The organism is Pseudomonas sp. WS 5021 (assembly GCF_012985535.1).
Lineage (GTDB): Bacteria > Pseudomonadota > Gammaproteobacteria > Pseudomonadales > Pseudomonadaceae > Aquipseudomonas.
The window spans coordinates 297093-321813 of sequence record NZ_JAAQWP010000003.1 but is presented as its reverse complement, the minus strand read 5'-3'; the positions used below and the strand labels follow the sequence as shown (position 1 = coordinate 321813).

The window sequence follows — 24721 nt, the reverse complement described above, 5'->3', positions numbered from 1 at the left end:
CTGTAAGAGCCGGCTTGCCGGCGATAGCGGCGGGTCAGGTAAGTTGCTATCGCCGGCAAGGCGGCTCCTACAGGTTTACCTAGGCTGGCTGCTCAACGCCAAACGCTCCTTGGCGCAACAACAGAATCACCAGCCCCAAGGCCCCCGCCGCCATCAACAACGGCAACGCATGCCCGCTGATCCACTGGCTGCCAGCCCCCGCTACCAGTGGGCCGATCAGGCAACCAATACCCCACAACTGCGCGATATGGGCATTGGCCCGCACCAACGCATCATCACGGTAGCGTTCGCCGATCAGGATTAACGACAAGGTAAACAAGCCCCCGGCGCTGGCACCGAACAGCACCCAGATCGGCCAGATCAGCCAGGTATCGAGCAACGGCGCAATCGCCAGGCTCGACAGCAGCAACAGCACCGCGCAGCCCAGAAACAGGGTGCGCCTTGGCAGGTAATCGGCCAGGGCGCCAATCGGCAATTGCAGCAGGGCATCGCCGACGACCACGGTGCTGACCATCGCCAGCGCCACCTCGGCGGTAAAGCCCTGTTGCAGGCAATACACCGGTAAGAGCGTCAGAATCATCGCTTCGAACGCGGCAAACAGCGCCACCGCCCAGGCAATCGCCGGCAGGCCACGGCAAAAACCCCACAAGTCGCCAAAGGTCACGCTGAAGGCTTCTGCCGTCGGCGCCCCGCTGCGCCCCAGGAGCAGGACCGGCGCAACGATCAACAGGCCGACACCAACCCAGAAACCATAGTCATGATCGGTGCCCAGTACACCGAGCAACAACGGCCCCGACAGCTGGCTCAAGGCGTAGGTACAGCCATACAGCGCCACCAGCCGGCCACGCCACTGCTCCACCACCAACTGGTTGATCCAGCTCTCGCCGAGGATAAACACGATGGTCAGGATCACCCCGATCATCAACCGCAGCACCAGCCACACCGGATAGCTGGGCAACACCGCGAGCAAACCGATGGAAATCGCCCCGGCCCACAGGCACAGGCGCATCAGGTTCGCCGTGCCCAACCAGGAGGCCAGGCGACTGGACACCTTGGCGCCCAACAACACACCGAATGCCGGCATGGCCGCCATGATGCCGATGGCAAAGTTGCCATAGCCCCAGCTTTCCAGGCGCAGGGACACCAACGGCATGCTCACGCCCAGGGCGAGGCCGACGCTGAGTACCGACGCCAGGACGGCGAAGTAAGTCGCCCAACGCATTGCCACGCTCCTGTGGGTTATTTCCAGATCACGCAAAATACTGTGGGAGCGGGCTGGCCCGCGATGAGGGAGTACCAGCCAACTCATGAGTGACTGATATACCGCTATCGCGGGCAAGCCCGCTCCCACATTTGGGTCTACTGCAGCTTGGGCCCGGAGTCCGGACTTACAGCTTGATCCAGGTCGCCTTCAGCTCGGTGTACTTGTCGAACGCGTGCAGCGACTTGTCGCGACCGTTGCCCGACTGCTTGAACCCACCAAACGGCGCAGTCATGTCGCCGCCATCGTACTGGTTGACCCACACGCTACCGGCGCGCAGGGCCTTGGCGGTCAGGTGAGCCTTGGAGATATCCGAAGTCCAGACTGCAGCGGCCAGGCCATACGGCGTGTCGTTGGCAATCGCCACCGCTTCTTCAGCACTGTCGAAAGTCAGCACCGACAGCACCGGGCCAAAGATCTCTTCCTGGGCAATTTTCATGGCGTTGGTCACGCCGTCGAAAATCGTCGGCTCGACATAAGTACCACCGGTCTCCTGCAGGGTGCGCTTGCCACCGGCCACCAGCTTGGCGCCATCGGCGTGCCCGGCCTCGATGTACGACAGCACGGTGTTCATCTGCTGGGTATCCACCAGCGCACCGACATTAGTCGCCGGGTCCAGCGGGTTGCCCGGCTTCCAACCCTTGAGGGCCTCGATCACCATTGGCAGGAATTTGTCCTTGATCGAACGCTCCACCAGCAGGCGCGAGCCGGCGGTGCAGACTTCGCCCTGGTTGAAGGCGATGGCGCCCGCAGCGGATTCGGCGGCGGCTTGCAGGTCCGGGGCATCGGCAAACACGATGTTCGGGCTCTTGCCGCCGGCTTCCAGCCAGACGCGTTTCATGTTCGATTCGCCGGAGTAGATCATCAGTTGCTTGGCGATCTTGGTCGAGCCGGTGAACACCAAAGTGTCGACGTCCATATGCAGCGCCAGGGCCTTGCCCACGGTGTGTCCATAACCCGGCAGCACGTTGAGCACACCCTTGGGGATACCGGCTTCAACGGCCAGGGCAGCGATGCGGATGGCGGTCAGCGGGGATTTTTCCGACGGCTTGAGCACGACCGAGTTACCGGTGGACAGCGCCGGCCCCAGCTTCCAGCAGGCCATCATCAGCGGGAAGTTCCACGGCACGATGGCCGCCACTACGCCGACGGGCTCGCGGGTCACCAGGCCCAGTTGGTCATGGGGGGTGGCGGCCACTTCATCGTAAATCTTGTCGATGGCCTCGCCGCTCCAGCTCAGGGCTTGCGCCGCGCCAGGGATGTCGATGCCCAGGGAGTCGCCGATGGGCTTGCCCATGTCCAGGGTTTCGAGCAGGGCCAGCTCTTCGGCATTGGCCTTGAGCAGCGCGGCGAAACGGATCATGGTGGCTTTGCGCTTGGCCGGGGCCAGGCGTGACCAGGCACCGGAGTTGAAGGTGGCGCGGGCGTTTTCCACGGCGCGCTGGGCGTCGGCGACGTCACAGCTGGCAACCGTGGTCAGCAGGCGGCCATCGACCGGGCTGAGGCATTCGAACGTGTCGCCGGAAACCGCGGCGGTGTATTCGCCATTGATGTAGGCGCGGCCTTCGATCTTCAGGTCCTTGGCGCGTTGTTCCCAGTCGGCACGGGTCAGGGTGGTCATGCGAGTGTCCTCCTCTTATTAAATATAAGGGCCCGGCGTTATAACCGCTCCCTTCCAAATGCTTGCCCGGCCAGCCAGCTATTCGGTCCGAGGCACCCGCCACCCTAAACCAGCCGCAAGGGATGTTTCAATATATTTGACATAACCGCGGCAAACGCCCTTGCGATGTTCATTTTAATAAACATAGACTTTGGCTCTCCAACCCCAGGCCTAGACGGGATACGTGCATGAACATTCAGGATGTCGTCGATTTCAGCCAGGCGAACACCGCCGCCGAACGCTACCGCCCCGCCACAGAAAAAGTCCTCAAGGGCGACCCCGAGCAGACGCTCTACAACCACTACAACAGCCCGTGCGGCCAGATGAACGCCGGGGTCTGGGAAGGTGAAGTCGGGCAATGGAAGGTGAACTACACCGAACACGAGTACTGCGAGATCGTGCAGGGGGTTTCGGTGCTACGCGATGCCGAAGGCAACGCCAAGACCTTGCGCGCCGGTGACCGCTTCGTGATCCCGGCCGGGTTCAGTGGCACCTGGGAAGTGCTGGAGCCGTGCCGCAAGATCTACGTGGTGTTCGAAGAAAAGGCCTGATCGGTCGAGCGCGACTTTTCAAAAGGCAAAAAAAACCCGCATCGTGAGATACGGGTTTTTTCACAAGAAAGAAAACCAATTACTTGATTTTACCTTCTTTGTAGATCACGTGCTTGCGAACGCGCGGGTCGAACATTTTCTTTTCGAGCTTGTCCGGGGTAGTACGCTTGTTCTTGTCGGTAGTGTAGAAGTGACCAGTACCGGCGCTAGAGATCATTCGAATCAATTCACGCATGATTTAGCTCCTTAGATTTTGCCGTCGCGGCGCAGTTCAGCGAGCACGACAGTGATGCCACGCTTGTCGATGATACGCATGCCTTTGGCAGATACGCGCAGACGGACAAAACGTTTCTCTTCTTCAACCCAGAAGCGGTGATGCTGCAGGTTTGGCAGGAAACGACGACGGGTTTTGTTGTTTGCGTGGGAAATGTTATTCCCAGTCACCGGACCCTTACCGGTAACTTGACAGACTCTCGACATGCCTCAGCCCTCTAAAACCACATGCCCAACCCGGCATGGGTTGGCCGCTTAATCTCTCAGTCATTTGGCGCCAGGCGCCGCGTTTCTTTAAGGGTCTTACCGGCTACACCTACAGTGAAGGAACCGGGCCCCTAGAAAAGAGCGCTGCTTTATACCAGAAAGACCCCAGTGCAACAACAGCCGGTGTGTTTTTCCCGCTGTAAATCTCGCCCGAACAGCTCTCAAGCGCTGCCAGGGTGGGCCGCCGTGCTGGCGAACCGCTCGTCGCACCAAATGATTTATCGCCGCTGCTTGTAGGCCAAGGCCCCGGGCAAAATGACCTGAGGCGCCATCAAAACAGTATTTGCTGCAAATGCACAGGCAAAAATGGGCTAGTCATTTGTGAATCAGGCCACTACGGTAGGCCTTTTCCAGACTGCACTCGCAGATGGGCCTCCGATCTGCAAAGGAAACCGACCATGCGCCTCGCTGCCCTGCCACTCCTGCTCGCCCCGCTCTTTCTCGCCCCGCTGGCCCAGGCGGCCTCCACGTTGAGCGTCTGCACCGAGGCCAGCCCCGAAGGGTTCGATGTGGTGCAGTACAACTCCCTGACCACCACCAACGCCTCGGCGGATGTGTTGATGAACCGCCTGGTGGACTTCGACGCTGCAAGCGGCAAGCTGGTGCCGAGCCTGGCCGACAGCTGGGAAGTCTCGCCAGACGGCCTGACCTACACCTTTAAATTGCATCCGGACGTGAAATTTCACCGTACCGCGTATTTCAACCCAAGCCGCAGCCTCACCGCCGAAGACGTACGCTTCAGCTTCGAGCGCATGCTCGACCCGGCCAACCCCTGGCACCAGATTGCCCAGAGCGGCTTCCCTCACGCCCAGTCGCTACAACTGCCGGCGCTGATCAAGAAGATCGACGCCCTCGACCCGCTGACCGTGCGTTTTACCCTGAATCACGCCGACTCCACGTTCCTCGCCGCGCTGAGCATGGGCTTTGCCTCGATCTACCCGGCCGAATACGCCGACAAGCTGCTCAAGGCCGGCACCCCGGAGAAGCTCAATAGCCAACCCATCGGCACCGGGCCCTTCGTTTTCGGGCGTTTCCAGAAAGATGCGGCCATTCGCTACAAGGCCAACCCGGATTACTTTGCCGGCAAACCGGCTGTGGATAACTTGATCTTTGCGATCACCCCGGACGCCAACGTGCGCCTGCAGAAACTGCGCCGGGATGAGTGCCAGATCGCCTTGTCACCCAAGCCCCTGGATATCGGCGAGGCGCAAAAGGATGCGGCGCTCAAGGTGGAAAAGACCGCAGCCTTCATGACCGCCTTTGTGGCCATCAACAGCCAGCACCCTCCGCTGGACAAGCCAGAAGTGCGCCAGGCGATCAACCTGGCCTTCGACAAGGCCAGCTACCTCAAGGCCGTGTTTGAAGGCACCGCCGAAGCCGCCACCGGCCCCTACCCCCCCAACACCTGGGGTTTTGCCAAGGAATTGCCGGGTTATCCACAGGACATCGCCAAGGCCAAGGCCCTGCTGGCCCGTGCCGGCTTGAGTGACGGCTTCAAGACCACCATCTGGACCCGGCCCTCGGGCAGCCTGCTCAACCCCAACCCAAGCCTGGGCGCCCAGTTGTTGCAGGCGGACCTGGCCAAGGTCGGCATCCAGGCCGAGATCCGCGTGATCGAATGGGGCGAACTGATCCGCCGCGCCAAGGCGGGCGAGCACGACCTGCTGTTTATGGGCTGGGCCGGCGACAACGGCGACCCGGATAACTTCCTGACCCCGCAGTTTTCCTGCGCAGCGGTCAAATCCGGCACCAACTTCGCCCGCTACTGCGACCCCGCGCTGGATAAGCTGATCAGTGCCGGCAAGACCACCAACGAGCAAGGCGTGCGCAGCAAGCTGTACCAACAGGCGCAGGCGCAGATCCAGCAGCAGGCACTGTGGTTGCCACTGGCCCACCCGACGGCCTTTGCCCTGACACGCAAGAGTATCGAGGGGTATCAGGTCAGCCCGTTTGGGCGCCAGGACTTCTCCAAGGTCAGCGTAAAACCCTGACCCGGCCTCTGTAGGAGCCGGCAGGCCAGCTCCTACAAGAGGTTGCGTTACAGCCAGCCATATTCAGCCATCGACAGCGGGTCACCGTCGCCGACAATGATGTGGTCCAGTACCCGCACGTCCACCAGATCCAGGGCCTTTTGCAGCACTTTGGTCAATTTTCGATCAGCAACGCTCGGCTCGGCATTCCCGGAGGGATGGTTGTGGCACAGGATCAAGGCCGCCGCGTTGTAGTCCAGGGCGCGCTTGACCACTTGTCGCGGGTAGACCGTGGCGTTGTCGATGGTGCCCTGGAACAGCGCCTCGAAACCCAGCACCCGATGCCTGGAGTCGAGAAACAGGCAGCCAAATATCTCGTGGGGCTGGTGGCGCAGCAGGGCCTTGAGGTAATCACGCACGGCGACCGGGCTTTCCAGTACTGACTCATTACGCACATGCTCGGCCAGATGGCGCCGACCCATTTCCAGTACCGCCTGCAACTGGGCGAACTTGGCCGGCCCCAGGCCCAGGTGCTGGATGAATACGGCCTGGCGCGCCTCCAGCAGCGTACGCAGGCTGCCAAACTGCCCCAACAGGTGGCGCGCCAGGTCCACCGCGCTTTTACCCGAGACACCGGTACGCAGGAAAATCGCCAGCAACTCGGCATCCGAGAGGCTCTGCGCACCCAACTCCAAAAGCTTCTCCCGCGGACGCTCCGCCGCAGGCCAATTGCGAATACTCATGGCACCTCCGTGTGCATGTGCGCCGCTGTTGCATGGCGGACGCTGTGTTATCTTAGCCGCTCTTTTTTGCGCGCGATTTCACCCTGGGGAGGGGGGATCGCAACGCCATCACTGAACTGGAAAGGCAAACCAATGCAGCGTCTGTATCGGAAACGCATCGTTCTCGGCGTCGGCGGCGGCATTGCCGCCTACAAGAGCGCAGAGTTGGTTCGCAGGCTCCTGGACCAGGGCGCCGAAGTGCGCGTGGTCATGACCCGTGGCGGCAGTGAGTTCATTACCCCACTGACCATGCAGGCACTGTCCGGCCACCCGGTACACCTGGACCTGCTGGACCCGGCTGCCGAAGCCGCCATGGGCCATATCGAACTGGCCAAATGGGCCGACCTGGTGCTGATCGCACCCGCCACCGCCGACCTCATCGCGCGCCTCGCCCAAGGTATTGCCGACGACCTGCTGACCACGCTGGTACTGGCCACCGACGCCACCGTCGCCATCGCCCCGGCGATGAACCAGGCCATGTGGCGCGACCCGGCCACCCAGGCCAACACCCAATTGCTGCAAAGCCGTGGCCTCAAGGTTTTTGGCCCGGCCTCCGGCAGCCAGGCCTGTGGTGACGTCGGCCTGGGCCGCATGCTCGAAGCCACGGACCTGGCGCTGTGCGCCGCCGAGTGTTTCCAGCACCTGGCCCTGACCGGCAAGCACGTGCTGATTACCGCCGGCCCGACCCAGGAAAACATCGACCCGGTGCGCTACATCACCAACCATAGCTCAGGGAAAATGGGCTTTGCCCTGGCTGAGGCGGCGGTTGAGGCAGGCGCGCGCGTGACCCTGATCACCGGCCCGGTGCATCTGCCAACCCCGGACCGGGTCACCCGCATCGACGTCGTCAGCGCCCGCGACATGCTCGCGGCCTGTGAGGCGGCGATTCCCTGTGATGTGTTTATCGCTTCGGCAGCGGTCGCAGACTACCGCCCGGAAGTGGTTGCGCCGCAAAAACTCAAGAAAGACCCTACAAGCGGCGATGGCCTGCTCCTGCAAATGGTCCGCAACCCGGACATTCTGGCCACCATTGCCACCCGCGCCGATCGTCCGTTCAGCGTCGGTTTCGCCGCCGAGACCGAAAACCTGCTGGACTACGCCGCACGCAAACTGAAAGACAAAAACCTCGACCTGATCGTTGCCAATGATGTTGCCAACCCCAGCATCGGCTTCAACAGCGAGGAAAACGCCTGCAGCGTGATTGACCGCGAGCTGCACGCCACCCTTTTCGCCCAGACCAGCAAGGGCAAGATTGCCCGCCAACTGATCTCTTTTATCGCCCAACGGCTGAACCAGGTTTAATTTCCATGCACGCTTTGCAAGCCAAGATCCTCGACCCCCGCATCGGCACCGACTTCCCACTGCCGGCCTACGCCACACCCGGCTCCGCCGGCCTGGACCTGCGCGCCATGCTCAAGCAAGACACCGTCCTTGAGCCGGGCCAGACCCTGCTGATCCCTACCGGCCTGTCGATCTACGTCGGCGACCCTGGCCTGGCTGCGTTGATCCTGCCGCGCTCGGGCCTTGGCCACAAACACGGGATCGTGCTGGGTAACCTGGTGGGCCTGATCGACTCCGACTACCAAGGTGAACTGATGGTCTCGTGCTGGAACCGTGGCCAGACCGCCTTCAACATCGCCGTCGGCGAGCGTATCGCCCAACTGGTGCTGGTACCGGTGGTGCAGGCGCATTTCGAGCTGGTGACCGAGTTCGACGAAACCCAGCGCGGCGCAGGCGGTTTCGGGCATTCCGGCAGCCACTGACTACGCTCAGGCATGCCGGGCGCAGCGTCCGGTATGCCCCAGTGGCACTTTCGCACTACGAACTCTAGGGCTAAAACGCCGTCTTACCCTTCAGTTTGAGCCTGCCGGTCGCCGCACTCAGGCCTGTCCGCCCCGTATCGATGGAGTTTCCCCAGTGATGAGCAACGCAGCCCCAGTCGCACCGACGTTTCCCGACAGCATTTTCCGCGCCTACGACATCCGTGGCGTCGTCCCGAAAACCCTGACCGCCGAAACCGCCTACTGGATCGGCCGCGCCATCGGCTCCCAAAGCCTGGCCCAGGGCGAGCCCAACGTCTCGGTGGGGCGTGACGGTCGCCTGTCCGGCCCCGAGTTGGTGGAGCGCCTGATCCAGGGCCTGGCCGACAGCGGCTGCCATGTCAGTGACGTAGGCCTGGTGCCAACGCCGGCGCTGTACTACGCCGCCAACGTGCTGGCCGGCAAATCCGGCGTGATGCTCACCGGCAGCCACAACCCATCGGACTACAACGGTTTCAAGATCGTGATTGCCGGCGACACCCTGGCCAACGAGCAGATCCAGGCCCTGCACACTCGCCTCAAGACCAATGACCTGACCAGCGGCCAGGGCAGCATCACCCAGGTCGATATCCTCCAGCGCTATTCGGACGAAATCACCCGGGACGTCAAGCTCCAGCGCCGCCTGAAAGTCGTGGTGGACTGCGGCAACGGCGCAGCCGGCGTGATCGCCCCGCAACTGCTCGAAGCCCTGAACTGCGAAGTGATCCCGCTGTTCTGCGACGTCGACGGCAACTTCCCCAACCATCACCCCGACCCTGGCAAGCCCGAAAACCTGGTGGACCTGATCGCCAAGGTCGCAGAAGTGGGGGCCGATGTCGGCCTGGCCTTCGATGGCGACGGCGACCGCGTGGGCGTGGTGACCAACACCGGCAGCATCGTGTTCCCCGACCGCCTGCTGATGCTGTTCGCCCGCGACGTGGTTGCACGCAACCCAGGCGCCGAGATCATCTTCGACGTCAAGTGCACCCGGCGCCTGACGCCGTTGATCAAGGAATATGGCGGCCGCCCACTGATGTGGAAGACCGGTCATTCGTTGATCAAAAAGAAAATGAAGGAAACCGGCGCCCTGCTGGCCGGCGAAATGAGCGGCCATGTGTTCTTCAAGGAACGCTGGTTCGGTTTTGACGACGGCATCTACAGCGCCGCCCGCCTGCTGGAGATCCTCAGCAAGGAAAAATCCAGCGCTGAAGACTTGTTCGAGACCTTCCCGAACGATATTTCTACGCCGGAAATCAATATCCATGTGACCGAAGAGAGCAAATTCAGCATCATTGACGCATTGCACGATGCGCAATGGGGTGCAGGCGCCAACCTGACCACCATTGATGGTGTGCGAGTCGATTATGCCGAAGGCTGGGGCCTGGTTCGCGCGTCCAACACCACTCCGGTGCTGGTCCTGCGTTTCGAGGCGGATACCGAGGCCGAGTTGCAGCGCATCAAGGACGTGTTCCACGCCCAGTTGAAACGTGTTGCCCCTGATCTCCAACTACCGTTCTGATTATTTGCCCCGGAGCCCTGAATGACCCTCGAACGCGACGCTGCCGCCAATACCGCCAAGGTCCTTTCCGAAGCGCTGCCTTACATTCGACGCTACGTCGGCAAGACGCTGGTGATCAAGTACGGCGGCAATGCCATGGAAAGCGACGAGCTGAAAACCGGCTTTGCCCGCGACATCGTGTTGATGAAAGCCGTCGGGATCAACCCGGTGGTGGTACACGGCGGCGGCCCCCAGATCGGCGACCTGCTCAAGCGCCTGTCCATCGAGAGTCATTTCATCGACGGCATGCGTGTCACTGATGCACAGACCATGGATGTGGTGGAGATGGTCCTGGGCGGCCAGGTGAACAAAGACATCGTCAACCTGATCAACCGTCACGGCGGCAGCGCCATTGGCCTGACCGGCAAGGACGCCGAGTTGATCCGCGCGAAGAAACTCACCGTGACCCGCAAGACCCCGGAGATGACCCAGCCGGAAATCATCGACATCGGCCAGGTGGGCGAAGTGATCGGCATCAACACCGATTTGCTCAACCTGCTGGTCAAGGGCGACTTCATCCCGGTGATCGCGCCGATTGGCGTGGGGGCCAATGGCGAGTCCTACAACATCAACGCTGACCTGGTAGCCGGCAAGGTGGCCGAGGCCCTGAAGGCCGAGAAGCTGATGCTGCTGACCAACATCGCCGGCCTGATGGACAAGGAAGGCAAGGTCCTGACCGGCCTGACCACCCAGCAAGTCGACGACCTGATCGCCGACGGCACTATCTACGGCGGCATGCTGCCGAAGATCCGCTGCGCACTGGAAGCAGTGCAAGGTGGTGTCGGCAGCTCGCTGATCATCGACGGCCGGGTGCCCAATGCGGTGCTGCTGGAGATCTTCACTGATACGGGCATGGGCACGCTGATCAGCAATCGCAAGCGGCCGTAAACACTGAAACAAAAAGCCCCCGTTCAACCTGGTTGAACGGGGGCTTTTTTATGTGCATCGACCTGCAGCATTATGGAGATCCCCTGTAGGAGCGGGCTTGCCCGCGATAGCGGTAGTCCATTCAACACTGATGTTGACTGACAGATCGCCATCGCGAGCAAGCTCGCTCCTACACAAGCTCATCAGCTACAAGGGGTCAGACGCCAAACTGCTCGCGGTACGCACGCACTGCCGGCAGGTGCTGCTTGAGCTGCGGGTCGTCTTCGAGGAACTGCAATACCTGGTTCAGCGACACGATGCTGACCACTGGAATGCCAAAATCACGCTCTACTTCCTGGATCGCCGACAACTCACCGTTGCCGCGCTCCTGGCGGTTCAGTGCGATCAGCACGCCGGCGGCCTTGGCGCCGTCCTGGGATGCAATGATCTGCATCACTTCACGAATCGCGGTGCCGGCGGTGATCACATCGTCGATGATCAGCACATCACCGGCCAGCGGTGCGCCGACCAGGCTGCCGCCTTCGCCGTGGGCCTTGGCTTCCTTGCGATTGAAACACCATGGCAGATCCCGGTCGTGATGTTCGGCCAGGGCCACTGCGGTCGCGGCGGCCAACGGAATGCCTTTGTAGGCAGGGCCAAACAGCACATCGAAGGAAATACCGCTTTCAACAATGGCGGCGGCGTAGAAACGCCCCAGTTGCGCCAGGGCAGAACCCGAGTTGAACAGGCCAGCATTGAAGAAATATGGGCTGGTGCGCCCGGACTTGAGGGTGAACTCACCGAAGCGCAAAACCCCGCGATCGATGGCAAAACGAATGAAATCGCGTTGATACGCCTGCATGAAAAAAGCCTCAGATACCACGGATTTAGCTAAATAGGTAGACGGCGTGTATCATACACGCACGCGATTTTTGGGGCCATTTATGCGGATCATCAGTGTGAACGTTAATGGTATTCAGGCTGCAGTCGAGCGTGGTTTGCTCAGTTGGCTGCAAGCCCAGAATGCCGACGTCATCTGCCTGCAGGACACCCGCGCCTCCGCCTTTGAACTGGACGACCCAGCCTTCCAACTGGATGGCTACTTCCTTTATGCCTGTGATGCCGAAGTCCCTGCCCAAGGTGGCGTGGCTCTGTATTCACGGTTGCAACCCAAGGCGGTCATCAGCGGCCTCGGCTTCGAGACAGCCGATCGCTACGGGCGCTACCTGCAAGCCGATTTCGACAAAGTCAGTATTGCTACCTTGCTGCTCCCTTCGGGGATGAACGGCGATGAAGACTTGAACCAGAAGTTCAAGCTAATGGACGATTTCGCCCGTTATCTGGATAAACAGCGACGCAAACGTCGCGAGTACATTTATTGTGGCTCGTTGTACGTGGCGCAACAGAAGCTGGATATCAAGAACTGGCGCGACAGCCAGCAATCCCCGGGTTTCCTGGCGCCGGAACGGGCCTGGATGGACGAGATTGTCGGCAACATGGGTTATGTAGATGCCCTGCGTGAAGTCAGCCGCGAAGGCGACCAGTACAGCTGGTGGCCGGACAACGAACAGGCCGAGATGCTTAACCTGGGCTGGCGTTTCGACTACCAGTTGCTGACCCCCGGCCTGCGCCGGTTTGTGCGCAGCGCACGTCTGCCGCGTCAACCGCGCTTCTCGCAACATGCGCCGTTGATCGTGGACTACGACTGGACCTTGACCATCTGAGGTCAATATCCAGGCACAAAAAAACCGACATCGCTGTCGGTTTTTTTGTGGGCGATGATTATTTGATCAATCGCCAGGTGAGCGGGTAACGGTAGGCAATGCCTTTGTTCGCCTTGACCCCGCCGATGATGGTCAACACCAGCGCGGCAATTACCAGCACCACCATCAACAGGAAACCGATCACCACGAACCCCAGGACAAAGCAGACCAGCCAGGCGATGGCCACGGTCAGCTGGAAGTTCAGCGCTTCCTTGCCCTGGTCATCGATCAGCGGGTCCATGTCCTTCTTCACCTGCCACAGGATCAACGGCCCCAACACACTGCCAAAGGGGAACACCAGGCCGAGGAACGCCGCGAAGTGACAGAGCATCGCCCACTGACGCACTTCTTTGTTCTGGGCCGACACGGGAAGCTGGTTGTCACTCATGGCGTTGCTCCTTGAGGCTGGTTTCAGTCAGCCAGTGCGGCGTTCTGCAGTTCGAAGATTTCGCTCATGCCTTTCTGGGCCAAGGCCAGCATGGCGTTCAGGTCGGCCGGCTGGAATGGCGCACCTTCGGCGGTGCCCTGCACCTCGATGAAGCCACCGGTGCTGGTCATGACCACGTTCAGGTCGGTCTCGGCAGCCGAGTCCTCCAGGTAATCCAGGTCCAGTACCGGCTCGCCCTGGTACATGCCCACCGACACAGCGGCAATCATCTGCTTGAGCGGGTCGCCACCTTTCAGGCCACCGCGTTTCTTGATCACTTTCAGCGCATCGACCAGGGCGACCATGGCGCCAGTGATGGACGCGGTGCGGGTGCCGCCGTCGGCCTGGATCACGTCGCAGTCGACATATAGGGTCACGTCGCCCAGTTTGGACATGTCCAGTGCAGCGCGCAGGGAGCGGCCGATCAGGCGCTGGATTTCCAGGGTACGACCACCCTGCTTGCCACGACTGGCTTCACGCTGGTTACGCTCGCCGGTGGCGCGCGGCAACATGCCGTACTCTGCAGTCAACCAACCCTGGCCCTGGCCCTTGAGAAAACGCGGCACGCCGTTCTCGACGCTGACGGTGCAGATGACCTTGGTATCGCCAAACTCGACCAGTACAGATCCCTCGGCGTGTTTGGTGTAGTTGCGGGTGATGCGGATCGAGCGGAGCTGATCGGCAGCGCGACCACTTGGACGTTTCATAGGGGATACCTGTACTAAGGACGAAAAACTGCCGAGCATTATAGAGCCGTAGGCCGCTTCTCGGCACTGCTAATAAATTCGGTAACGAATGGACAAGCGCTGCCACCCTTTGTCACAGCCAGCATTTGGGGGCGCTCGCCCCGTTGCGCTACAATCCTGCGCCTTCGCAGCCAGTCGGCTTCAATCTACCTACCAGCCCGCCCGTTTGCGGGACTGTATCGCGAGGTACCTCCATGGTGCACAGCATGACCGCCTTCGCCCGCGTCGAAAAAGCCGGCGCCCAGGGTACCCTGAGCTGGGAACTGCGCTCGGTCAACAGCCGCTACCTGGAGCCGCACCTGCGCCTGCCCGAATCCTTTCGCGACCTTGAAGGCGCCGTGCGCGAAGCCCTGCGCGCCGGCATCTCCCGTGGCAAGCTGGAATGCACCCTGCGCTTTACCGAGGAAACCACCGGCAAGCCGCTGCAGGTTGACCGCGAACGCGCCGCGCAACTGGTCGCCGCCGCCGAGACCATCGCCAGCCTGATCAAGCAGCCGGCAGCCCTGAACCCGCTGGAAGTCCTGGCCTGGCCCGGCGTACTGGTGGCCGACGCCACTGACCCGCAGGCGCTGAATGCCGAGGCCCTGGCCCTGTTCAATCAAGGCCTGAAGGAGCTCAAGGCCGGGCGCGAGCGCGAAGGCGCCGAACTGGCGCGCCTGATCAGCGAGCGCCTGACCGCTATCGAAGCCGACGTGGTGACCCTGCGCGAGTTGGTCCCGCAAATGCTGGCCACCCAGCGCCAGAAGGTCCTCGACCGCTTCGCCGACATGAAGGCCGACCTCGACCCGGTGCGCCTGGAGCAGGAAATGGTCCTGCTCGCGCAAAAAAGCGACGTCGCCGAAGAACTCGACCGCCTGAGTACCCACATCCTGGAAGTGCGCCGCGTGCTCAAGGCGGCCGGTGCCGCTGGTCGGCGCCTGGACTTCCTGATGCAGGAACTCAACCGCGAAGCCAATACACTGGGCTCCAAAGCCTTCGATCCGCGCAGCACCCAGGCTGCGGTCAACCTCAAAGTGTTGATCGAGCAAATGCGCGAACAAGTACAGAATATTGAGTAAGGCAACTCCCATGACCCACAGCACCGGCACCCTCTACATTATTTCCGCGCCCTCGGGCGCGGGCAAAAGCAGCCTGGTCAAGGCCCTGACCGACGCCAACCCGGAGATCCGCGTATCGGTCTCCCATACCACCCGCGCCATGCGTCCGGGTGAGGTGAACGGCGTGAACTATCACTTCGTCGAGCGCAGCGAGTTCGTGAAGATGATCGAACACGGTGACTTCCTGGAGCGTGCCGAAGTGTTCGGCAACCTCTATGGCACGTCCCAGAGCCATTTGCAGCAGACCCTTGACGAAGGCCATGACCTGATCCTGGAAATCGACTGGCAGGGCGCCGAACAGGTGCGCCAATTGATGCCCAAGGCGCGCTCGATCTTTATCCTGCCGCCGTCCCTGGAAGCCTTGCACCAGCGCCTGACCAATCGCGGCCAGGACAGTGACGAGATCATCGCTGGGCGCATGCGCGAAGCCGTCAGTGAAATGAGCCACTATGTGGACTACGACTACCTGATCATCAACGACGACTTTGCCCACGCCCTGGACGACCTGAAGGCGATTTTCCGTGCCAATCAGCTCCAGCAAAAACGCCAGCAGCAGCGTTTTGGCAAATTGTTGGCCGAACTGCTCGGTTGAATGGCTCTTCCCAAAACCGCTGCAAGGGCCTTACATTGGCGCTTGTAGCGTGTTTGCCGGGGCCTGCGGAAAATCAGCGCTTCCCTAAACGCTGGTGATTTTTTAAACTGTTGAGTCCGCTCGCCCAACCGGGCAGCGCGCATCTTGCATTCGCTCCGAGGAATACCATGGCCCGCGTAACCGTTGAAGACTGCCTAGAACACGTGGATAACCGCTTTGAGCTGGTCATGCTCTCTACCAAGCGTGCCCGTCAATTGGCCACTGGCGGCAAAGAGCCGTTGCTCAATTGGGAAAATGACAAGCCTACCGTGATGGCCCTGCGCGAAATCGCTGCCGGCGTGATGAGCTACGAGTTCATCGCCAACGCCGAGATCGTTGAAGACGAACCGCTGTTTGCAGCGTTCGAGGACGAGTCCAACGAGGCCGTCTAAGCCTATGCCTGGTCGACGTAGCACGGCGCGGGGTCAAAGCCTTCGGCAGGAGTTAATACCTTGCCGAGCATAGACGCCCTCGCCGATCGCTTATCGACCTACCTCGGTACCGACCAGGTCAACCTGGTCCGCCGAGCGTATTTCTACGCCGAACAAGCCCACGACGGCCAACGCCGCCGCAGCGGCGAAGCATATGTCACCCATCCTCTTGCGGTGGCCAATATTCTTGCCGACATGCACATGGACCATCAAAGCCTGATGGCCGCGATGCTGCATGACGTGATCGAAGACACCGGCATTGCCAAGGAAGCGCTCAGCGCGCAATTTGGCGAAACCGTGGCCGACCTGGTCGACGGGGTCAGCAAGCTGACCCAGATGAACTTCGAGACCAAGGCCGAGGCCCAGGCGGAAAACTTCCAGAAAATGGCCATGGCCATGGCCCGGGATATCCGGGTGATCCTGGTCAAGCTGGCCGACCGGCTGCACAACATGCGCACGCTGGAAGTGCTGTCCGGCGAGAAACGCCGGCGCATTGCCAAGGAAACCCTGGAAATCTACGCGCCCATCGCCAACCGGCTGGGCATGCATGCCATTCGTATCGAATTCGAAGACCTTGGTTTCAAGGCGATGCACCCGATGCGCTCAGCGCGTATCTACCAGGCGGTCAAGCGCGCCCGGGGCAATCGCAAGGAAATCGTCAACAAGATCGAAGAGTCCCTGAGCCATTGCCTGGCAATCGACGAGATTGAAGGCGAAGTCAGCGGGCGGCAGAAGCATATCTACGGCATCTACAAGAAGATGCGCGGCAAGCGCCGGGCCTTCAACGAGATCATGGACGTGTATGCGTTCCGGATCATCGTCGACAAGGTCGATACCTGCTACCGCGTGCTGGGCGCTGTACATAATTTGTACAAACCCCTGCCAGGCCGCTTCAAGGACTACATCGCGATCCCCAAGGCCAACGGCTATCAGTCGCTGCATACCACGCTGTTCGGTATGCATGGGGTGCCGATCGAGATCCAGATCCGCACCCGGGAAATGGAAGAGATGGCCAACAACGGCATCGCCGCCCATTGGCTGTACAAGTCCAGCGGCGACGAGCAGCCCAAAGGCACCCATGCCCGCGCCCGCCAGTGGGTCAAGGGCGTGCTGGAAATGCAGCAGCGTGCCGGCAACTCCCTGGAGTTTATCGAAAGCGTGAAGATCGACCTGTTCCCGGACGAGGTCTACGTGTTCACGCCCAAAGGCCGGATCATGGAGCTGCCCAAGGGCTCCACGGCGGTCGACTTTGCCTACGCGGTTCACACCGACGTCGGTAACAGCTGCATCGCCTGCCGGATCAACCGTCGCCTGGCCCCACTGTCGGAACCGCTGCAAAGCGGTTCCACCGTGGAAATCGTCAGCGCGCCGGGGGCCCGGCCGAATCCGGCGTGGCTCAACTTCGTGGTCACCGGCAAGGCTCGCACCCATATCCGCCACGCGCTGAAGCTGCAACGTCGCTCCGAGTCCATCAGCCTGGGCGAACGCCTGCTGAACAAGGTGCTCAACGGTTTCGACAGTTCCCTGGAGAAGATTCCCGCCGAGCGCGTGCAGGCGATCCTCCACGAGTACCGCCAGGAAACCATCGAAGACCTGCTCGAAGATATCGGCCTGGGCAACCGCATGGCCTACGTCGTCGCCCGTCGCCTGCTGGGCGAAGGCGAGCAACTGCCGAGCCCCGAAGGCCCGCTGGCCATTCGTGGCACCGAAGGCCTGGTGCTGAGCTACGCCAAATGCTGTACGCCAATACCGGGCGACCCGATTGTCGGGCACCTGTCCGCCGGCAAAGGCATGGTGGTGCACCTGGACAACTGCCGCAATATCAGCGAAATCCGCCACAACCCGGAAAAATGCATCCAGCTGTCATGGGCCAAGGATGTGACCGGCGAATTCAACGTCGAGCTGCGGGTGGAGCTGGAGCACCAGCGCGGCCTGATCGCCCTGCTGGCCAGCAGTGTCAACGCGGCCGACGGTAATATCGAAAAAATCAGCATGGACGAACGCGATGGTCGCATCAGCGTGGTCCAACTGGTGGTCAGCGTGCACGACCGCGTGCACTTGGCCCGTGTGATCAAGAAACTGCGTGCCCTGACCGGGGTTATCCGCATCACTCGCATGCGCGCATAACACCCCCCTATAGCCCGGACATTACAAGGAGTCATTCATGACCAAGACTGTTATCACCAGCGACAAGGCACCTGCTGCCATCGGTACTTATTCCCAGGCGATCAAGGCGGGCAACACCGTCTACATGTCCGGCCAGATCCCACTGGACCCAAAGACCATGGAACTGGTTGAAGGCTTTGAAGCCCAGACCGTACAAGTCTTCGAGAACCTCAAGTCGGTAGCTGAAGCAGCAGGCGGTTCGTTCAAGGACATCGTCAAGCTGAACATCTTCCTCACCGACCTCAGCCACTTCGCCAAGGTCAACGAGATCATGGGCAAGTACTTCGAACAACCCTACCCAGCCCGCGCCGCCATTGGCGTTGCCGCCCTGCCCAAGGGTTCCCAGGTTGAGATGGACGCGATTCTGGTCATCGAGTAATACATTCGGCGCAACCCACGGGGTTGCGCCGACTTCGTTTTAAAAGGATTTCGTAATGCGCAAAGCGCTCGTTGCCTCCACGCTGCTGGCCCTTCTTCTTGGCGGCTGCGCCAGCAGTCCTGCCACCCGGGATATGAGCGGTACCTGGATCAACCAGGTTGCCATCGATGCGGCGTCCAAGGGCGGCCCTTTGCGTGAAGCCCTGCAAGCCTACGGCCCGAACCTCGAATGGGAGGTCAACACCCGGGCCAACCAGGCGCGCTACTTCAACGGTTTTGAACGCCCTGAAGGCACCCTGGCCGGCGAAAAGTCCGGCACCTGGAACGTTGATTTCTACGGCAGCTCGACCACCGAACTCAAGCGCAAGGGCAAACAGCTGCTGCAAGTGGCCAACGACAACGAGCCCGAACAGCTCTTTGATCGCCCCAAGGACCCCGCCCCTGAAGGCGCACCGCTGGGTGCCAACTTCGAACGGGCGCTGTACGCGGCCTACATGGGCGGCAGTTGGAAAATCACCAGCGGCAGCGGCCTGGGCGAGACCGTACAGTTCCAGGCCAACGGCCAGGTTACCGGCCTGCCGGGTGCCGACCAGTATTCACTGTGCCTGGCAGGCGATTGCGCCTCCATGAGCGGTGGCTACGATAGCATCTGGCTGCAACAAGGCGGCCAGGGCAACCCGTGGATCTTCAGTCGCAACGACAAGCAACTGGAGATTTTCCAGGCGATCAATACCTCCCAGGCCGACGAAGTGCCTTCGTTCACCCCTGGGCCGCGCCAGTGGCTGCTGGAAAAACAGTGATACGAAACAAAGGAGCCTACAGGCTCCTTTTTCTTTAGCCAGCAATCCTTTGCCTCGGACTACGCCATGTTCAAACCACTCCTCATTGGCCTGGCCTTGCTGGGCGGCTGCACCCACGTATCGCAACCCGTCGACATCAGCGGGATCTGGATCAACCAGACCGCCATCGATGCCGCCGCCCAGGGCCGGCCGCTGCTCAACAGCCTGCAAGCCAACGGCAGGAACCTGGAGTGGAATGTCGACACCCGCACCGGCCAAGCTCATGCCAGCAGTGCCTTTGAGGTAGATGAAGGCCAACTCCTGCCAAAAGCACCTGGCGCATGGACCGTCGATCACAACGGCCATGGCCGTGACGAACTGCAATTAAAGGATCAGCAACTGCTCCAACTGCCTCGCAAGGATCTGCCCGGCCAGGTGTTCCAGCGTGCCCACCCATCGACCACGGAGGGTGCGCAATGGGAGAGTACATTCCGGCAGGCACTGAACTCAGCTTACATGGGTGGCCCGTGGAAAATCCTTGAGGGCGAAGGCGCCGGCGGCACCGTAGTGTTCAATGCGCACGGCAACCTGTCGGGCCTGGGGAAGAATGACCGATACGAATTGTGCCTGGGCGGGGACTGCGCCACTCAGGGCGCCGGCAATGACACCCTGTACCTGGGCAAAGGCGACGCGGGGGATAGTTGGATTTTCGTGCGCAACGGCAACACGCTGGAAATTTTCCAGGCGATCAATCATTCCAGGCCAGACGAAATTCCTCAGTTGAGCCCTGGGCAGCGCCAGTGGCTGCTGGAAAAACAGTAAGACCACTGTGGGAGCTGGCTTGCCTGCAATAGCATCACCTCTGTTTCACTGACACACCGAGCTGCCTGCATCGCAGGCAAGCCCGGCTCCCACAGGAGAGGTCAGCCCTTGAGGATAGCGGCGTAGCCTTCGCGGTAGCTTGGATAGGTTGGCGTCCAGCCCAGCGCCTTGGCTCGCGCATTGCTGCACTGCTTGCTGCCCGCACGCCGCACGCTGGCGTCTTCGGCCCACTCGGTGACCCCAAGGTACTCGCGCAGCCAATCCACGACTTCGGCCAGCGGCGCAGGCGCGTTGTCGACACCGATGTAGACCTTGTCCAACGTACCGCCCTGCTCCACATGCAGCAGCAAAAAGGCCAGCAGCCCTGCCGCATCATCGACGTGGATGCGGTTGCCATATAAAGGTGGCTCAACCGCCACGCGATAGCCTTGGCGCACCTGGCTCAACAACCACTCGCGACCAGGACCATAGATACCGGTCAAGCGCACAGTCGTGGCCGGGATACCGCTGTCCAATGCCACTTGCTCGGCTTCCAGCATCACCTGCCCGGAGTACCCAACGGCCTGGGTGGGCGAGGTTTCATCGACCCATTCACCATTTTGCTGGCCGTAGACGCTGCTACTGGACACAAACAGCAGGTGCTTGGGCTGCTGACCATAGTCATCGAGCCACTCCAGCACATGCTGCAAACCTTCGACATAGGCTTTGCGATAGCCCGCTTCATCGTGATCGGTCGCAGCCGCGCAGTACACCAGGTAGTCCACGCCACCAATCGGCCAGGTGTCGGGGCAGTCCTTTTTGAACAGGTCGCCGGCAATGCCAATCACCCCTTCCGGCAGGCGCGAGACATTGCGTCGCAGGCCATGCACCTCCCATCCCGCGACCAGCAATTGACTCGCCAGCCGACTACCTACATCACCACAACCGGCAATCACCACAGAAGGCGCAGACATCACAAAACTCCGTTCTCAAAGGTCTAGATTAGCCCTCGCAGGTGACCAGCGGCCAGAAAAAGCACAAATAAAGTTACTGTATTACTTCTGTTAACAAGAATTACTTGCAATAATAACGGCCCATTTGTCCTCGGCCCTTTTGCGGCCTGGCAGGGCAATCCCTTATTTTTTCCTCTCAGGTCCGGCCAGCATGACACGCAATAACCTCCCCGCTTCGCCAACCAAGCTTCACAGCCCGTCCCGCGCCTGGCGCGCGATAACTGCGTTGCTGCTCAGCGTCCTGCTGGCTCCGACCGCCGCGTTCGCCGATGCCACGGCACCGGCCACCCCGCCTGCCGCCGCTGCACCAGCCCCGGCTGCAGCCCCAGCACCTGAGCAAAACGCCGCCGCTCCCGGCGCGCCGGCTGCCGTACCTGCGGCCACCGACCCGGTCGCAGCCGACGGTGTTACCCCGCAAGATGAAACCGGCGTGGTCCTGGAAGAAGACAACACCCTGGGCATGGCCCACGACCTGTCGCCGTGGGGCATGTACCAGAACGCCGACATCATCGTGAAGATCGTGATGGTCGGCCTGGCTATCGCCTCGATCATCACCTGGACCATCTGGATCGCCAAAGGCTTCGAACTGCTGGGCGCCAAACGCCGCCTGCGCACTGAAATCGTCAACCTGAAAAAAGCCACCACCCTTAAAGAAGCCAGCGAAAGCGCGGCCATCAAGGGCACCCTGGCGCATCTCTTGGTGCACGACGCGCTGGAAGAAATGCGCCTGTCGGCCAACACCCGCGAAAAGGAAGGCATCAAGGAACGCGTGAGCTTCCGCCTGGAGCGCCTGGTAGCGGCCTGCGGTCGCAACATGAGCAACGGCACCGGCGTGCTGGCAACCATCGGTTCTACCGCACCGTTCGTCGGTCTGTTCGGTACCGTGTGGGGCATCATGAACAGCTTCATCGGCATCGCCAAGACCCAGACCACCAACCTCGCCGTCGTTGCCCCAGGCATCGCCGAAGCCCTGCTGGCAACCGCCCTGGGCCTGGTCGCCGCGATTCCGGCGGTGGTGATCTACAACGTGTTCGCCCGCTCGATCGCCGGCTACAAGGCCCAGGTGTCGGATGCTTCGGCAGAAGTCCTGTTGCTGGTCAGCCGTGACCTCGATCACCTGCCTACCGAGCGCAGCTCGCAACCGCACATGGTGAAAGTGGGGTAATCGGCCATGGGCCTGCATTTGAATCAAGGCGACGACGAGCTCGTCGAGAACCACGAAATCAACGTCACGCCGTTTATCGACGTGATGCTGGTGCTGCTGATCATCTTCATGGTGGCAGCACCCTTGGCCACGGTGGACATCAAGGTCGACCTCCCCGCCTCCAGCGCGAAACCTGCGCCGCGGCCGGAGAAACCGGTGTTCCTCAGCGTCAAGGCTGACCAGCGCCTGTTCCTGGGCGAAGAAGAAGTCAAATCCGAAACCCTGGGTGCGGTGCTCGACGCGCGGACCCAGGGCAAGAAAGACACGACGATCTTCTTCCAAGCCGACAAAGGCGTGGACTACGGCGACCTGATGAGCGTGATGGATGCCCTGCGGGCGGCCGGCTACCTCAAGGTCGGTCTGGTCGGACTTGAGACGGCAGCCAAAAAATGATCACGACGCGCCACAAACTGACGCGTTATGGCACCAGCCTCGCCGTCGTGCTGGGCGTCCACGCCGTCGCGATCATCCTCGCGTACCAATGGTCGGCACCCCATATGGTGCAGTTGCCACCGGCGGCCATGGTCATCGACCTGGCGCCGATGCCGGCACCACCGCCTCCGGCCCCGCCGAAGGTGGTGACGCCGCCGCAACCGCCGGCGCCGGTGGAAGAGTTGCCCTTGCCGAAACTGGCCGAGGCACCCAAGCCGACGATTTCCGTGCCCAAGCCGGTCAAGCCAAAGCCCAAGCCGCAGCCGCCCAAGCCTGAGAAAAAGGTCGAGCAGCCCAAGGAAAAACCTTCCGAGGACCCGCCGAGCGAAAGCCCTCAGAACAACGCGCCTTCGGAAAAGTCGGCCCAACCGCAACCCGGCCCTTCGCCGGCGCAAGTCGCGGCCAAGGCCACCTGGGAAAGCACGCTGCTCGGTCACCTGGCGAAATACAAGAAGTACCCGCCAGGCGCCCAGGCCCGTGGCAAGGAAGGCTTGAACCGCTTGCGGTTCGTGGTGGATGCCGAAGGCAAGGTGCTGTCTTATGAATTGGTGGGCCGTTCCGGCAACGCCGACCTGGACCGCGCCACTCTGGAGATGATCCGTCGTGCCCAGCCGCTGCCCAAGCCACCGGCCGACATGTTGAAAAACGGCAGCATCGAAATCGTTGCGCCGTTTGTCTACAACATCGAGAAGCGTCGCCGCTAACCCCTGTGGGAGCGGGCTTGTGTGGGAGCAGGCTTGCCCGCGATGACGGTGTAACAGTCAACATCCACAATGACTGACACACCGCCATCGCGAACAAGCCCACCCCCACACAAAGCCGCCAACGCCATTAAGCAAAATCCCCCGCACAAACCGCTCAATCCCCAATCTAGTTCTGATAACGTGCGCCTATCGATTGCAGCCGGTATGCTTGGCCCGCAACCTCATGGACGCCCGCTATGACTCTTACAGAATTACGCTACATCGTGACCCTCGCCCAAGAGCAACACTTCGGCCATGCCGCCGAACGTTGCCATGTCAGCCAGCCGACGCTGTCGGTGGGTGTGAAGAAGCTTGAAGACGAACTCGGTGTGCTGATTTTCGAGCGCAGCAAGAGCGCCGTGCGCCTCACTCCGGTAGGCGAAGGCATTGTGGCCCAGGCCCAGAAGGTACTGGAGCAGGCCCAGAGCATTCGTGAACTGGCCCAGGCCGGCAAGAACCAACTGACTGCCCCGCTGAAAGTCGGCGCGATCTACACCGTCGGCCCGTACCTGTTCCCACACCTGATCCCGCAACTGCATCGCGTTGCGCCGCAGATGCCGCTGTATATCGAGGAAAACTTCACCCACGTACTGCGCGACAAACTGCGCAACGGTGAGTTGGACGCGATCATCATCGCCCTGCCGTTCAACGAAGCCGACGTGCTGACGTTGCCACTCTATGACGAGCCGTTCTACGTGCTGATGCCCGCCTCCCACCCGTGGACGCAAAAAGACACGATCGACGCCGGCCTGCTCAACGACAAGAGCCTGCTGCTGCTCGGTGAAGGCCATTGCTTCCGCGACCAGGTGCTGGAAGCCTGCCCGACCCTGACCAAGGGCAACGACGGCGCCAAGCACACCACGGTGGAATCCAGCTCCCTGGAGACCATCCGCCATATGGTGGCGTCTGGCCTGGGCATCTCGATCCTGCCGCTGTCGGCCGTGGACAGCCATCACTATGCAGCCGGCGTGATCGAAGTGCGTCCGCTCACCCCACCCGTGCCGTTCCGCACCGTGGCGATTGCCTGGCGGGCCAGTTTCCCGCGCCCGAAAGCGATTGATATCCTCGCCGACTCGATCCGCCTGTGCTCGGTGGCCAAGCCGCCCGCTGCGAGCTAAGCCT

The 24721-nt window shown here is 61.3% G+C and carries 26 protein-coding genes and 1 pseudogene; 18 read left to right on the top strand and 9 right to left on the bottom strand.

Going from position 1 to position 24721, the window contains the following annotated elements; all coding sequences use genetic code 11:
* Positions 1-79: 79 nt before the first annotated feature.
* Together HBO19_RS11410 and HBO19_RS11405 are read right to left on the bottom strand one after the other, a co-directional pair.
* Positions 80-1222, bottom strand: a complete 1143-nt coding sequence (locus HBO19_RS11410) for an MFS transporter (protein ID WP_170057533.1) — start codon at positions 1220-1222, stop codon at positions 80-82.
* A 166-nt stretch (positions 1223-1388) separates the two neighbouring features.
* A complete protein-coding gene (locus tag HBO19_RS11405; protein ID WP_057440504.1) occupies positions 1389-2882 on the bottom strand; it encodes an aldehyde dehydrogenase in 1494 nt (497 codons plus the stop codon).
* Between the two features lie 227 nt (positions 2883-3109).
* Between HBO19_RS11405 and HBO19_RS11400 the strand changes: the two genes are divergently transcribed.
* Positions 3110-3472 (top strand): cupin domain-containing protein, encoded by a 363-nt coding sequence (locus tag HBO19_RS11400; RefSeq protein ID WP_170042068.1) that lies wholly within the window; start codon positions 3110-3112, stop codon positions 3470-3472.
* Positions 3473-3551: 79 nt separating this feature from the next.
* On the opposite strand, the gene rpmG is transcribed toward HBO19_RS11400, so the two are convergent.
* Positions 3552-3707 carry a 50S ribosomal protein L33 gene (rpmG, locus tag HBO19_RS11395; protein ID WP_003176906.1) on the bottom strand — a complete coding sequence of 52 codons (156 nt, stop codon included), beginning with the start codon at positions 3705-3707 and terminating at the stop codon, positions 3552-3554.
* A gap of 11 nt (positions 3708-3718) precedes the next feature.
* On the bottom strand, positions 3719-3952 hold the full coding sequence (rpmB, locus tag HBO19_RS11390; protein WP_007920377.1) for a 50S ribosomal protein L28: 234 nt from the start codon (positions 3950-3952) through the stop codon (positions 3719-3721).
* A gap of 458 nt (positions 3953-4410) precedes the next feature.
* On the opposite strand from rpmB, the gene HBO19_RS11385 reads away from it, so the two are divergent.
* The gene (locus tag HBO19_RS11385) at positions 4411-6003 is read left to right on the top strand and encodes an ABC transporter substrate-binding protein (protein WP_170042067.1); all 1593 of its coding nucleotides are present in this window, start codon (positions 4411-4413) and stop codon (positions 6001-6003) included.
* Between the two features lie 47 nt (positions 6004-6050).
* Here the strand turns inward: HBO19_RS11385 and radC are convergent, their stop codons facing one another.
* Positions 6051-6725 carry a DNA repair protein RadC gene (radC, locus tag HBO19_RS11380; RefSeq protein WP_169955409.1) on the bottom strand — a complete coding sequence of 225 codons (675 nt, stop codon included), beginning with the start codon at positions 6723-6725 and terminating at the stop codon, positions 6051-6053.
* A gap of 132 nt (positions 6726-6857) precedes the next feature.
* On the opposite strand from radC, the gene coaBC reads away from it, so the two are divergent.
* The 4 genes and pseudogenes from coaBC to argB all read left to right on the top strand — a co-directional run bounded on the left by coaBC (position 6858) and on the right by argB (position 11009).
* Positions 6858-8066, top strand: coding sequence for a bifunctional phosphopantothenoylcysteine decarboxylase/phosphopantothenate--cysteine ligase CoaBC (coaBC, locus tag HBO19_RS11375; protein WP_029289805.1), 1209 nt, complete (start codon positions 6858-6860; stop codon positions 8064-8066).
* A 5-nt stretch (positions 8067-8071) separates the two neighbouring features.
* Positions 8072-8527 (top strand): dUTP diphosphatase, encoded by a 456-nt coding sequence (gene dut, locus HBO19_RS11370; RefSeq protein ID WP_169955410.1) that lies wholly within the window; start codon positions 8072-8074, stop codon positions 8525-8527.
* Positions 8528-8675: 148 nt separating this feature from the next.
* Positions 8676-10082: pseudogene (locus tag HBO19_RS11365) on the top strand (phosphomannomutase/phosphoglucomutase); the annotation flags it as partial.
* A gap of 21 nt (positions 10083-10103) precedes the next feature.
* A complete protein-coding gene (argB, locus tag HBO19_RS11360) occupies positions 10104-11009 on the top strand; it encodes an acetylglutamate kinase (protein WP_076963434.1) in 906 nt (301 codons plus the stop codon).
* 196 nt (positions 11010-11205) lie between these two features.
* Here argB and pyrE read toward each other — a convergent pair whose 3' ends face one another.
* The gene (gene pyrE / locus HBO19_RS11355; protein ID WP_169955412.1) at positions 11206-11850 is read right to left on the bottom strand and encodes an orotate phosphoribosyltransferase; all 645 of its coding nucleotides are present in this window, start codon (positions 11848-11850) and stop codon (positions 11206-11208) included.
* A gap of 82 nt (positions 11851-11932) precedes the next feature.
* Between pyrE and HBO19_RS11350 the strand changes: the two genes are divergently transcribed.
* Complete coding sequence (locus HBO19_RS11350) at positions 11933-12712, top strand: exodeoxyribonuclease III (protein ID WP_029289816.1); 780 nt, start codon at positions 11933-11935, stop codon at positions 12710-12712.
* 58 nt (positions 12713-12770) lie between these two features.
* On the opposite strand, the gene HBO19_RS11345 is transcribed toward HBO19_RS11350, so the two are convergent.
* Together HBO19_RS11345 and rph are read right to left on the bottom strand one after the other, a co-directional pair.
* Entirely contained in the window at positions 12771-13139 is a 369-nt protein-coding gene (locus HBO19_RS11345) for a DUF4870 domain-containing protein (protein WP_169955413.1), read from the bottom strand.
* A 23-nt stretch (positions 13140-13162) separates the two neighbouring features.
* Positions 13163-13885 (bottom strand): ribonuclease PH, encoded by a 723-nt coding sequence (gene rph / locus HBO19_RS11340; protein ID WP_057961002.1) that lies wholly within the window; start codon positions 13883-13885, stop codon positions 13163-13165.
* Between the two features lie 233 nt (positions 13886-14118).
* On the opposite strand from rph, the gene HBO19_RS11335 reads away from it, so the two are divergent.
* The 7 genes from HBO19_RS11335 (at position 14119) to HBO19_RS11305 (ending at position 20228) form a co-directional block, all read left to right on the top strand.
* Positions 14119-14982 carry a YicC/YloC family endoribonuclease gene (locus tag HBO19_RS11335; RefSeq protein WP_170042066.1) on the top strand — a complete coding sequence of 288 codons (864 nt, stop codon included), beginning with the start codon at positions 14119-14121 and terminating at the stop codon, positions 14980-14982.
* A gap of 10 nt (positions 14983-14992) precedes the next feature.
* Complete coding sequence (gene gmk / locus HBO19_RS11330; protein WP_169955415.1) at positions 14993-15613, top strand: guanylate kinase; 621 nt, start codon at positions 14993-14995, stop codon at positions 15611-15613.
* A 167-nt stretch (positions 15614-15780) separates the two neighbouring features.
* Positions 15781-16044, top strand: coding sequence for a DNA-directed RNA polymerase subunit omega (gene rpoZ / locus HBO19_RS11325; protein ID WP_169955416.1), 264 nt, complete (start codon positions 15781-15783; stop codon positions 16042-16044).
* A 60-nt stretch (positions 16045-16104) separates the two neighbouring features.
* Entirely contained in the window at positions 16105-18210 is a 2106-nt protein-coding gene (spoT, locus tag HBO19_RS11320; protein ID WP_032856810.1) for a bifunctional GTP diphosphokinase/guanosine-3',5'-bis pyrophosphate 3'-pyrophosphohydrolase, read from the top strand.
* Positions 18211-18247: 37 nt separating this feature from the next.
* Positions 18248-18628 (top strand): RidA family protein, encoded by a 381-nt coding sequence (locus HBO19_RS11315; RefSeq protein ID WP_025130815.1) that lies wholly within the window; start codon positions 18248-18250, stop codon positions 18626-18628.
* A gap of 55 nt (positions 18629-18683) precedes the next feature.
* Positions 18684-19427, top strand: a complete 744-nt coding sequence (locus HBO19_RS11310) for a hypothetical protein (protein ID WP_170057531.1) — start codon at positions 18684-18686, stop codon at positions 19425-19427.
* A 66-nt stretch (positions 19428-19493) separates the two neighbouring features.
* Positions 19494-20228, top strand: coding sequence for a hypothetical protein (locus HBO19_RS11305; protein ID WP_170057530.1), 735 nt, complete (start codon positions 19494-19496; stop codon positions 20226-20228).
* A gap of 101 nt (positions 20229-20329) precedes the next feature.
* On the opposite strand, the gene HBO19_RS11300 is transcribed toward HBO19_RS11305, so the two are convergent.
* Entirely contained in the window at positions 20330-21181 is an 852-nt protein-coding gene (locus HBO19_RS11300) for an NAD-dependent epimerase/dehydratase family protein (protein ID WP_170057529.1), read from the bottom strand.
* A gap of 190 nt (positions 21182-21371) precedes the next feature.
* On the opposite strand from HBO19_RS11300, the gene exbB reads away from it, so the two are divergent.
* The 4 genes from exbB (at position 21372) to HBO19_RS11280 (ending at position 24717) form a co-directional block, all read left to right on the top strand.
* Complete coding sequence (exbB, locus tag HBO19_RS11295; protein WP_170057528.1) at positions 21372-22385, top strand: tonB-system energizer ExbB; 1014 nt, start codon at positions 21372-21374, stop codon at positions 22383-22385.
* A 6-nt stretch (positions 22386-22391) separates the two neighbouring features.
* Positions 22392-22817: a TonB system transport protein ExbD gene (exbD, locus tag HBO19_RS11290; RefSeq protein WP_029289838.1), complete on the top strand. Its 426-nt coding sequence runs from the start codon at positions 22392-22394 to the stop codon at positions 22815-22817.
* Positions 22814-23560, top strand: coding sequence for an energy transducer TonB (locus tag HBO19_RS11285; protein ID WP_169955421.1), 747 nt, complete (start codon positions 22814-22816; stop codon positions 23558-23560). Before exbD ends, HBO19_RS11285 begins: the two co-directional genes overlap by 4 nt.
* A gap of 236 nt (positions 23561-23796) precedes the next feature.
* Positions 23797-24717 carry a hydrogen peroxide-inducible genes activator gene (locus HBO19_RS11280; protein WP_169955422.1) on the top strand — a complete coding sequence of 307 codons (921 nt, stop codon included), beginning with the start codon at positions 23797-23799 and terminating at the stop codon, positions 24715-24717.
* Positions 24718-24721: the final 4 nt, after the last annotated feature.

Excerpts from the sequence above, each read along its gene's own strand:
- HBO19_RS11410 (WP_170057533.1), bottom strand. The coding sequence starts at position 1,222 with ATGCGTTGGGCGACTTACTTCGCCGTCCTGGCGTCGGTACTCAGCGTC.
- HBO19_RS11405 (WP_057440504.1), bottom strand. The coding sequence starts at position 2,882 with ATGACCACCCTGACCCGTGCCGACTGGGAACAACGCGCCAAGGACCTG.
- HBO19_RS11400 (WP_170042068.1), top strand. The coding sequence starts at position 3,110 with ATGAACATTCAGGATGTCGTCGATTTCAGCCAGGCGAACACCGCCGCC.
- rpmG (WP_003176906.1), bottom strand. The coding sequence starts at position 3,707 with ATGCGTGAATTGATTCGAATGATCTCTAGCGCCGGTACTGGTCACTTC.
- rpmB (WP_007920377.1), bottom strand. The coding sequence starts at position 3,952 with ATGTCGAGAGTCTGTCAAGTTACCGGTAAGGGTCCGGTGACTGGGAAT.
- HBO19_RS11385 (WP_170042067.1), top strand. The coding sequence starts at position 4,411 with ATGCGCCTCGCTGCCCTGCCACTCCTGCTCGCCCCGCTCTTTCTCGCC.
- radC (WP_169955409.1), bottom strand. The coding sequence starts at position 6,725 with ATGAGTATTCGCAATTGGCCTGCGGCGGAGCGTCCGCGGGAGAAGCTT.
- coaBC (WP_029289805.1), top strand. The coding sequence starts at position 6,858 with ATGCAGCGTCTGTATCGGAAACGCATCGTTCTCGGCGTCGGCGGCGGC.
- dut (WP_169955410.1), top strand. The coding sequence starts at position 8,072 with ATGCACGCTTTGCAAGCCAAGATCCTCGACCCCCGCATCGGCACCGAC.
- argB (WP_076963434.1), top strand. The coding sequence starts at position 10,104 with ATGACCCTCGAACGCGACGCTGCCGCCAATACCGCCAAGGTCCTTTCC.
- pyrE (WP_169955412.1), bottom strand. The coding sequence starts at position 11,850 with ATGCAGGCGTATCAACGCGATTTCATTCGTTTTGCCATCGATCGCGGG.
- HBO19_RS11350 (WP_029289816.1), top strand. The coding sequence starts at position 11,933 with ATGCGGATCATCAGTGTGAACGTTAATGGTATTCAGGCTGCAGTCGAG.
- HBO19_RS11345 (WP_169955413.1), bottom strand. The coding sequence starts at position 13,139 with ATGAGTGACAACCAGCTTCCCGTGTCGGCCCAGAACAAAGAAGTGCGT.
- rph (WP_057961002.1), bottom strand. The coding sequence starts at position 13,885 with ATGAAACGTCCAAGTGGTCGCGCTGCCGATCAGCTCCGCTCGATCCGC.
- HBO19_RS11335 (WP_170042066.1), top strand. The coding sequence starts at position 14,119 with ATGGTGCACAGCATGACCGCCTTCGCCCGCGTCGAAAAAGCCGGCGCC.
- gmk (WP_169955415.1), top strand. The coding sequence starts at position 14,993 with ATGACCCACAGCACCGGCACCCTCTACATTATTTCCGCGCCCTCGGGC.
- rpoZ (WP_169955416.1), top strand. The coding sequence starts at position 15,781 with ATGGCCCGCGTAACCGTTGAAGACTGCCTAGAACACGTGGATAACCGC.
- HBO19_RS11315 (WP_025130815.1), top strand. The coding sequence starts at position 18,248 with ATGACCAAGACTGTTATCACCAGCGACAAGGCACCTGCTGCCATCGGT.
- HBO19_RS11310 (WP_170057531.1), top strand. The coding sequence starts at position 18,684 with ATGCGCAAAGCGCTCGTTGCCTCCACGCTGCTGGCCCTTCTTCTTGGC.
- HBO19_RS11305 (WP_170057530.1), top strand. The coding sequence starts at position 19,494 with ATGTTCAAACCACTCCTCATTGGCCTGGCCTTGCTGGGCGGCTGCACC.
- HBO19_RS11300 (WP_170057529.1), bottom strand. The coding sequence starts at position 21,181 with ATGTCTGCGCCTTCTGTGGTGATTGCCGGTTGTGGTGATGTAGGTAGT.
- exbB (WP_170057528.1), top strand. The coding sequence starts at position 21,372 with ATGACACGCAATAACCTCCCCGCTTCGCCAACCAAGCTTCACAGCCCG.
- exbD (WP_029289838.1), top strand. The coding sequence starts at position 22,392 with ATGGGCCTGCATTTGAATCAAGGCGACGACGAGCTCGTCGAGAACCAC.
- HBO19_RS11285 (WP_169955421.1), top strand. The coding sequence starts at position 22,814 with ATGATCACGACGCGCCACAAACTGACGCGTTATGGCACCAGCCTCGCC.
- HBO19_RS11280 (WP_169955422.1), top strand. The coding sequence starts at position 23,797 with ATGACTCTTACAGAATTACGCTACATCGTGACCCTCGCCCAAGAGCAA.